The sequence below is a fragment of the Robiginitalea sp. genome (genome assembly GCF_049588695.1).
Classification (GTDB): Bacteria; Bacteroidota; Bacteroidia; order Flavobacteriales; family Flavobacteriaceae; genus Robiginitalea.
The window spans coordinates 1-6,395 of record NZ_JBAVZJ010000164.1 but is presented as its reverse complement, the minus strand read 5'-3'; the positions used below and the strand labels follow the sequence as shown (position 1 = coordinate 6,395).

General features: G+C 47.3%; 7 protein-coding genes, 1 other RNA gene and 1 pseudogene. 4 read left to right on the top strand and 5 right to left on the bottom strand.

Annotated features, from left to right (window positions below; genetic code table 11):
- Positions 1-232: pseudogene (locus tag WBV75_RS03895) on the bottom strand (hypothetical protein); the annotation flags it as partial.
- 113 nt (positions 233-345) lie between these two features.
- Between WBV75_RS03895 and WBV75_RS03890 the strand changes: the two are divergent.
- Genes WBV75_RS03890 through WBV75_RS03880 form a run of 3 tightly spaced genes read left to right on the top strand, consistent with a single transcriptional unit; the run spans position 346 to position 2,239 of the window.
- Complete coding sequence (locus tag WBV75_RS03890) at positions 346-801, top strand: SRPBCC family protein (RefSeq protein WP_424119340.1); 456 nt, start codon at positions 346-348, stop codon at positions 799-801.
- A 9-nt stretch (positions 802-810) separates the two neighbouring features.
- Positions 811-1,041, top strand: a complete 231-nt coding sequence (locus tag WBV75_RS03885; protein ID WP_424119339.1) for a hypothetical protein — start codon at positions 811-813, stop codon at positions 1,039-1,041.
- Between the two features lie 25 nt (positions 1,042-1,066).
- Positions 1,067-2,239: a serine hydrolase gene (locus WBV75_RS03880; protein WP_424119338.1), complete on the top strand. Its 1,173-nt coding sequence runs from the start codon at positions 1,067-1,069 to the stop codon at positions 2,237-2,239.
- A 187-nt stretch (positions 2,240-2,426) separates the two neighbouring features.
- Here the strand turns inward: WBV75_RS03880 and rny are convergent, their stop codons facing one another.
- The 4 genes from rny to WBV75_RS03860 form a co-directional block, all read right to left on the bottom strand.
- The gene (rny, locus tag WBV75_RS03875) at positions 2,427-3,995 is read right to left on the bottom strand and encodes a ribonuclease Y (protein WP_424119341.1); all 1,569 of its coding nucleotides are present in this window, start codon (positions 3,993-3,995) and stop codon (positions 2,427-2,429) included.
- 129 nt (positions 3,996-4,124) lie between these two features.
- A non-coding RNA gene (gene ssrS, locus WBV75_RS03870) (6S RNA) lies at positions 4,125-4,231 on the bottom strand.
- 53 nt (positions 4,232-4,284) lie between these two features.
- Positions 4,285-4,581, bottom strand: a complete 297-nt coding sequence (locus WBV75_RS03865) for a cell division protein ZapA (RefSeq protein ID WP_424119337.1) — start codon at positions 4,579-4,581, stop codon at positions 4,285-4,287.
- Positions 4,582-4,594: 13 nt separating this feature from the next.
- A complete protein-coding gene (locus WBV75_RS03860; protein WP_424119336.1) occupies positions 4,595-4,885 on the bottom strand; it encodes a hypothetical protein in 291 nt (96 codons plus the stop codon).
- A gap of 291 nt (positions 4,886-5,176) precedes the next feature.
- Between WBV75_RS03860 and WBV75_RS03855 the strand changes: the two genes are divergently transcribed.
- Positions 5,177-6,395: M23 family metallopeptidase (locus WBV75_RS03855; RefSeq protein ID WP_424119335.1), on the top strand; the 1,219-nt coding region annotated here is incomplete at its 3' end.

The window sequence follows — 6,395 nt, the reverse complement described above, 5'->3', positions numbered from 1 at the left end:
CCCATTCGTTGATCAGGTTGTTTACAAAGGCGATACTGTCTGTGGCTGTGTATGCCCCGATGAGTTTGGGCTGCAGGTCTTCCAGATACAAGTATGAATCGCCAACCCGGGCCAGCGGGTTTTCCCGGGGCTTTTCCCTTAAGAACTCTGCACAACCTGAAAAAAGAAACAGGGCCGGGAGCAGAAGTACGGCCGCTATTCGAACGCGGACATGGGCGTTACTTAAAATCATCGGTCAAAAATAACAATATCACCTTCCCCCACAAGCATGCGGGTGTTTGATTAACACATTTTTAGTACCGCGAATCCCCCAATTTTAATATCTTGGAACAAAACCTTCGTACTTTGAACTATACTACTGAAGTAGATATCGATCGTTCACGGGAACACGTTGTTGAGCTACTGGAAGATTCCGATAATTTTAAGCACTGGCAGCGCGGGCTCATGTCTCTGAAGGCATTAACCGGCGAGCCCGGAGTAGAAGGATCTCAGCGGGAACTCGAATACCAAATGGGCAAACACCATCTGGTTATGGTCGAGACCACAATTGCGAAAACACTGCCCGAAAACTATTGTGTGACCTATGATGCCAAAGGTGTCCACAACATTCAGAAAAATTATTTTGCCGACCTCGGGGGGGAGCGATGCCGATGGGTTTGTGAAAACGAATTCCAGTTTTCCAATTTTCCAATGAAACTCATGGGTTGGCTCATGCCGGGAATGTTTAAAAATCAAACCCGTGCCTATATGGCCGATTTCAAAAACTTTGCGGAACACGGCACTTCAGTTTCGGAGGCGTAATTGCGTGTTATGGATAAAAAAATCAAATTGATTTGGGATTTCAGGGGACCACAAGCCGGGGCAACGGCAAGGCATTTTGAACTTCATTTAAGAGAATCCCCCCTTTTCAGACCGGATATACCCACAGGAGTAGAACATCTCAATGAAATGCACAGCCTGGCCTTTATGGTGGTAGAGGCGTCTGAAATGCCGCAATTCAGAGATGCCCTTAAACCCCACAGGGGAAGCCTCGCCGAATAAATAAAACCACAACCAACCCATCTTTATGAACCACTGGAAACACGAATGGCCGAACCTTATAAACAAGAGATATGCAGGGCTCATAGCAGTTGCAATTATCCTCCTGCTCAAAGGATGTCAGGGTTCCGACTCCAAAGGAGATCCGCTTATGGAAATTTTGGATTCAAAAGATCCGGCTATTTCACGGGTCATGCAGAATCCCGGGGAATATGAAATTCAGATTCACTACACCCGTGTTACCCGAACCGGGGATTCGGTTCGATTTACAGATTATACCTTCGGCCAGGACAAGGACCGATATTTCTATCCCGCGAGCACGGTCAAATTTCCGATTGCCGTTGCCGCCCTGGAGAAATTAAACACCCTGGACAGTCTGGATCGGGATTCCCGCTATTATATCGAAGGGGATAGCGTGGAAAACACCTTTGCAGAAGATATCGAGAAGATCTTTGCAGTGAGTGACAACCACGCGAGCAACCGGCTTATCGAATTTCTGGGTCAGGATGAGATAAACACCCGGATCAGCACGAAAAAAGCAGGCCCAATACGGATCAGCCATCGATTGGGGTATCACCGTGAAGACCTGACCACCCAGCCACTCGTTTTGTATCTGAATGACAGTCTTACGACCCTGACAAACCCCATCATTAACAGTCCCCCCAAACCGTTGGACCTGGTAGGTATCACTAAGGGGAATGGGTTTTACGAGGGGGATTCGCTGATCTCAGAGCCCTTTGATTTCAGTATGAAGAACTACCTGCCCGTACAAACTATCCACGGACTGCTCCAACGGGTTATTTTTCCTGAAGCATTTCCGCCTGATTCTCAATTGCGGATAACGGAGTCACAGCTGGAATTTCTGAAGAACACCATGAAAACCCTGCCGCGTCTCTCGGGTTACCCTCAGGACATGTATCCGGACGGGTATTGTAAATTCTTTATCTATGGGGACTCAGAGGCAACTATCCCCGATTCGGTTGAAATTTATAACAAGGTGGGGTTCGCCTATGGCACCCTCACGGACTGCGCGTATATACGGGACACTGAAAAGGGAATAGAGTTTATGCTGACAGCTACAATTCTGGTCAATGGCAATGGCATTTTCAACGATGACCAATACGAGTACGATGAGACGGGTATTCCCTTTTTGGCAAGTTTGGGACGGGAGGTCTACAATTACGAGTTAAAACAGCTGTAATGCCCCAGATGGAGACCCCGCGGGGTGCGAACCGAAATAAATGACCTAAACCGTGGAAGAATCTTCTGGCTCGCAAACCGGAAAGCCTATATAGAATTTGGCGTACTGCTGAACGCGACCGGCCCGGACCTTAACAAGCTTCCTCTGGCCGGATTCGCGTTTGTGATTATCTGAGGTTGAATGCCGATTATTTGGCTACATGCACGGCCCGCGTCTCCCGGATTACCGTAACTTTTACCTGTCCCGGATACGTCATATCCGTCTGAATTTTCTGTGAGATTTCAAAAGACAGCTGGGCCGCTTTTTCATCGCTGACTTTTTCACTTTCCACCATTACCCTGAGCTCTCTGCCCGCCTGTATGGCATAAGCCTTTTGAACGCCTCCAAATCCAAAGGCGATTTCCTCGAGATCCTTAAGTCGCTGAATGTAAGAATCCAGTACCTGCCTCCGGGCTCCGGGCCGGGCCCCACTAATCGCATCGCAGACCTGAACCACCGGAGCGATCAAAGTATTCATTTCGATTTCATCGTGGTGGGCCCCAATCGCGTTGCACACCTCCGGTTTTTCTCCATACTTCTCAGCCCACTGCATTCCCAGAATCGCGTGTGGCGTTTCCAGCTCGGTTTCAGAATTAGGGACTTTTCCAATGTCGTGGAGCAACCCCGCCCGTTTGGCTATCTTGGGGTTCAAGCCGAGCTCGGCAGCCATCACACCGCAGAGTTTAGCGACTTCCCTGGAGTGCTGCAGAAGGTTCTGCCCATAAGAAGAACGGTACTTCATCCGACCTACAAGGCGAATCAGTTCGGAATGGAGTCCGTGAATCCCCAGGTCGATTACCGTACGTTTACCCACTTCGAGTATTTCCTGCTCGATCTGTTTTTCCGTTTTGCGAACAATTTCCTCAATCCGGGCAGGGTGGATCCGGCCATCTGTCACCAGTTTGTGGAGGGACAGACGCGCTACTTCCCGCCGAACAGAATCAAAACAGGAAAGAATAATGGCCTCAGGGGTATCATCCACGATAATCTCAACTCCCGTGGCAGCTTCCAGGGCCCTGATATTCCGACCTTCCCGACCGATAATACGACCTTTAACATCGTCTGACTCCAGGTTGAATACAGAGACGCAATTCTCCACCGCTTCTTCGGTGCCGATGCGCTGGATGGTGTTGACGATAATCTTTTTGGCCTCCTGTTGGGCGCTCAATTTGGCTTCTTCCAGGGAATCCTGCAGGTAAGCCATGGCGTCGGACTTGGCGGTTTCCTTGAGAGATTCAAGCAATTGACCGCGGGCGTCCTCTGCAGATAAGCCCGAAATGACCTCCAGCTGTTCAATCTGGTTCTTATGAAGTTTTTCCACCTCTTCCTGACGTCGCTCGTATATCGTTTTACGTTTTTCGAGATCCTGAAGCTTTGTCTCGAGTTGGGCGTTGAGTTTTTTGTTGCGTGAAATTTCACCGCTTACCTGAGACTCTTTGTCGCGAATGCGCTTTTCAGTTTCGGTAATTTTTTTGTCTTTATTGTTAATTACCTTCTCGTGTTCCGCCTTGAGTTCCAGAAACTTTTCCTTAGCCTGGTAGATCTTGTCTTTCTTTAAACTTTCTCCTTCACTGGCCGCATTTTTGAGGATTGTAGCGGCCTCCTTCTTAGCACTTTCCACAGTCCTGGCCGCCTTCCCTTTTTCCAGTAATTTGGCGATCAGAAATCCAACCACCAATCCTAAGGCGAGGGCAATAATACCTGTCGTTAAATCCATAATATCAAGTGTTTTGTACGCATTAATGGCAGTAGAACCAACCCTTAAAAAGGTCGTAAACGCACTCAAATCCCCTCCGGATTCAGCAGAGAAGACATAAAAAAAGCCCACATTGATGAAGTTTTGTACAAACTCCAGTAAACAGGTTTAGGGCTAACAGGCTGCTCAAGGATCCTTTCAAGAAGGCTTGCTTTTACAACCTAAACTCACCCTTTTCAAAAAAAATAGTGTTGAGTTTGTCAAAAAATAGTGACCAATGTGGGCAATATCATTTGGTATGTTAAAGAACTTAGCGAACGCTCATTTTGGAGGCTACCAACTGGTCAAGTGCCTTGAGGCGCTCTGTTACTTCCAGAGTATCTTCCTTTCGTTCTATACCGCCCTGCTCTATTTTGGATGCGAACTGAAGGGCACACATGGCCAACACATCCTGTTTATCGCGAACGGCGTAATTTTGTTCAAATTTTTTGGCCAACTGATCTATATTTTTAGCGGCCTTCCGAAGCCCTTCCTCCTGAGAGGGATCAATGGTCAGCGGATAAATCCGATCCGCAATAGACAATTTGATCTTGAGCTTTTCAGTCATTTTGAACGCGCAATTATTCTGAAAGCTGGACAATACACTGGTCCAATTCCCGGATTAATGCATTTATTTTGAGCTTCGCTTCTGTTTTATTCGTTTCACTGCCCAGCATTGTACTTGCCATCTTCAGGGATTTGTATTTCTCTTCCCATGCTTCCGCGGATCTTTGGACGGCTTCGTACTGGGTTTTCAAACCACTCATTTCTCTTTCCAGTACCAGCTTTTGCTGCTGTTCAACATCTAACCTATGCAGCAGTTTACTGATTTTATTCTCAAGAGAATCTACGACTTCGACCAATTCACTCATTGGCAAGTTTCAATGCATTTACACAAAGATAGCATTCCATGCGAGACTTCGCAATATTTTTTTAAAAGGCCAAAACATTCGCCTCTACCCTATATTTTCATCTTCAAACCTCAAGGCTTTGGGCTATGCATAACCTGTGTTTTTTGAGGGAGCCCCTATTGATCAATTCACAGGGCTCGGCCTAAAAAGAATCCCTGAAATCAGCCTTTTGAATTCCAGAGGTGCACAACTTCACACCTTCTGTTTTTCAATTGCGGTTCGAATATGTAATTTCGTGTCATAAATTGGGCTATGATAAAAAAGGGGGCATTACTTTTAGGGCTACTGTTGAGCTTTACAGGCTTTGGTCAGTATGCAGGTGCTGAAACCGATTTTCGTTCCCCTTTAGACATCCCTTTAATTCTCGCGGGTACTTTCGGGGAGCTTCGTTCCAACCACTTCCACTCCGGAATTGATATCAAAACACAGCAGCGACAGGGTTTACCCGTATTTTCGATTGGTGGAGGAACCGTCACCAGAATTAAAATCAGTCACTGGGGTTATGGAAAAGCGCTTTATATTACCCATCCGAATGGGTACACCTCCGTCTATGCCCATTTGCAGAAATTCGGGCCGAAGATTGAGAAATACGTAAAGGATCTTCAATATAAAAATCAAAAGTACGAACTCGAGGTATTTCCTGAATTTGGCGTCCTCCCCGTGACCAAGGGGGATACTGTTGCCTATTCCGGTAATACCGGGGGGTCCTCCGGGCCACACCTGCATTTTGAAATCCGGAATACCCTGGACGAGAAACCGACCAATCCACTGTTGTATGGGCTGGAAGTGCGGGATGCCACCAACCCGGTCGTTTCGGGATTATATGCCTATCCCCTGGGGGATAATGCCCAGGTCAACCAAAATGGAAAGCGTACCGAACTTCGTTTCCGGAGGCAGACCGATGGCAGTTTCCTGGCCGATTCTGTTCGGGCATCAGGACGTATCGGTTTTGGGATTAAAACATATGATCGCCAGGATATGGCTGCGAACAAAAATGGGGTCTATCAGGTGATTCAAAAGGTCAATGGGAAAACGTATACGGATCTGGTCTTTGATGCATTTTCCTTTGGAGAAACCCGATATATAAATACCCTGATCGACTATTCCTATTACGCCCGCTACCAGGATCGGATTCAGAAGTGCTTTAGAATCCCGGGAAATAAACTGAGCCTCTACGATACCCTTTTCAATGAGGGAGCGATAGACGTTACCCCCGGATCGGATTATTTGGTCGAGCTTGAAATATCCGACCTGGCAGGTAATCAAACGGTATTGCGGATTCCCGTAGTGGGCAGCGCACTCCCTATACTAGAAGCAGACAGCCCTGAAAAGACCCCTTATTTTGTCTTCTCGGGAAAACCGGCAAGTTTCAAACTGGAAGGAGGGCAGGTGTATTTTCCCGCCAACAGTTTTTACCAGGACACCTACCTGAATCTCGAATCAGATTCCACGGTCATCCGCATTCATGAAC

Bases quoted from the DNA above. Each gene is read 5' to 3' on its own strand.
- rny (WP_424119341.1), bottom strand. From the start codon at position 3,995: ATGGATTTAACGACAGGTATTATTGCCCTCGCCTTAGGATTGGTGGTT.
- WBV75_RS03885 (WP_424119339.1), top strand. From the start codon at position 811: ATGGATAAAAAAATCAAATTGATTTGGGATTTCAGGGGACCACAAGCC.
- WBV75_RS03860 (WP_424119336.1), bottom strand. From the start codon at position 4,885: ATGAGTGAATTGGTCGAAGTCGTAGATTCTCTTGAGAATAAAATCAGT.
- WBV75_RS03880 (WP_424119338.1), top strand. From the start codon at position 1,067: ATGAACCACTGGAAACACGAATGGCCGAACCTTATAAACAAGAGATAT.
- WBV75_RS03865 (WP_424119337.1), bottom strand. From the start codon at position 4,581: ATGACTGAAAAGCTCAAGATCAAATTGTCTATTGCGGATCGGATTTAT.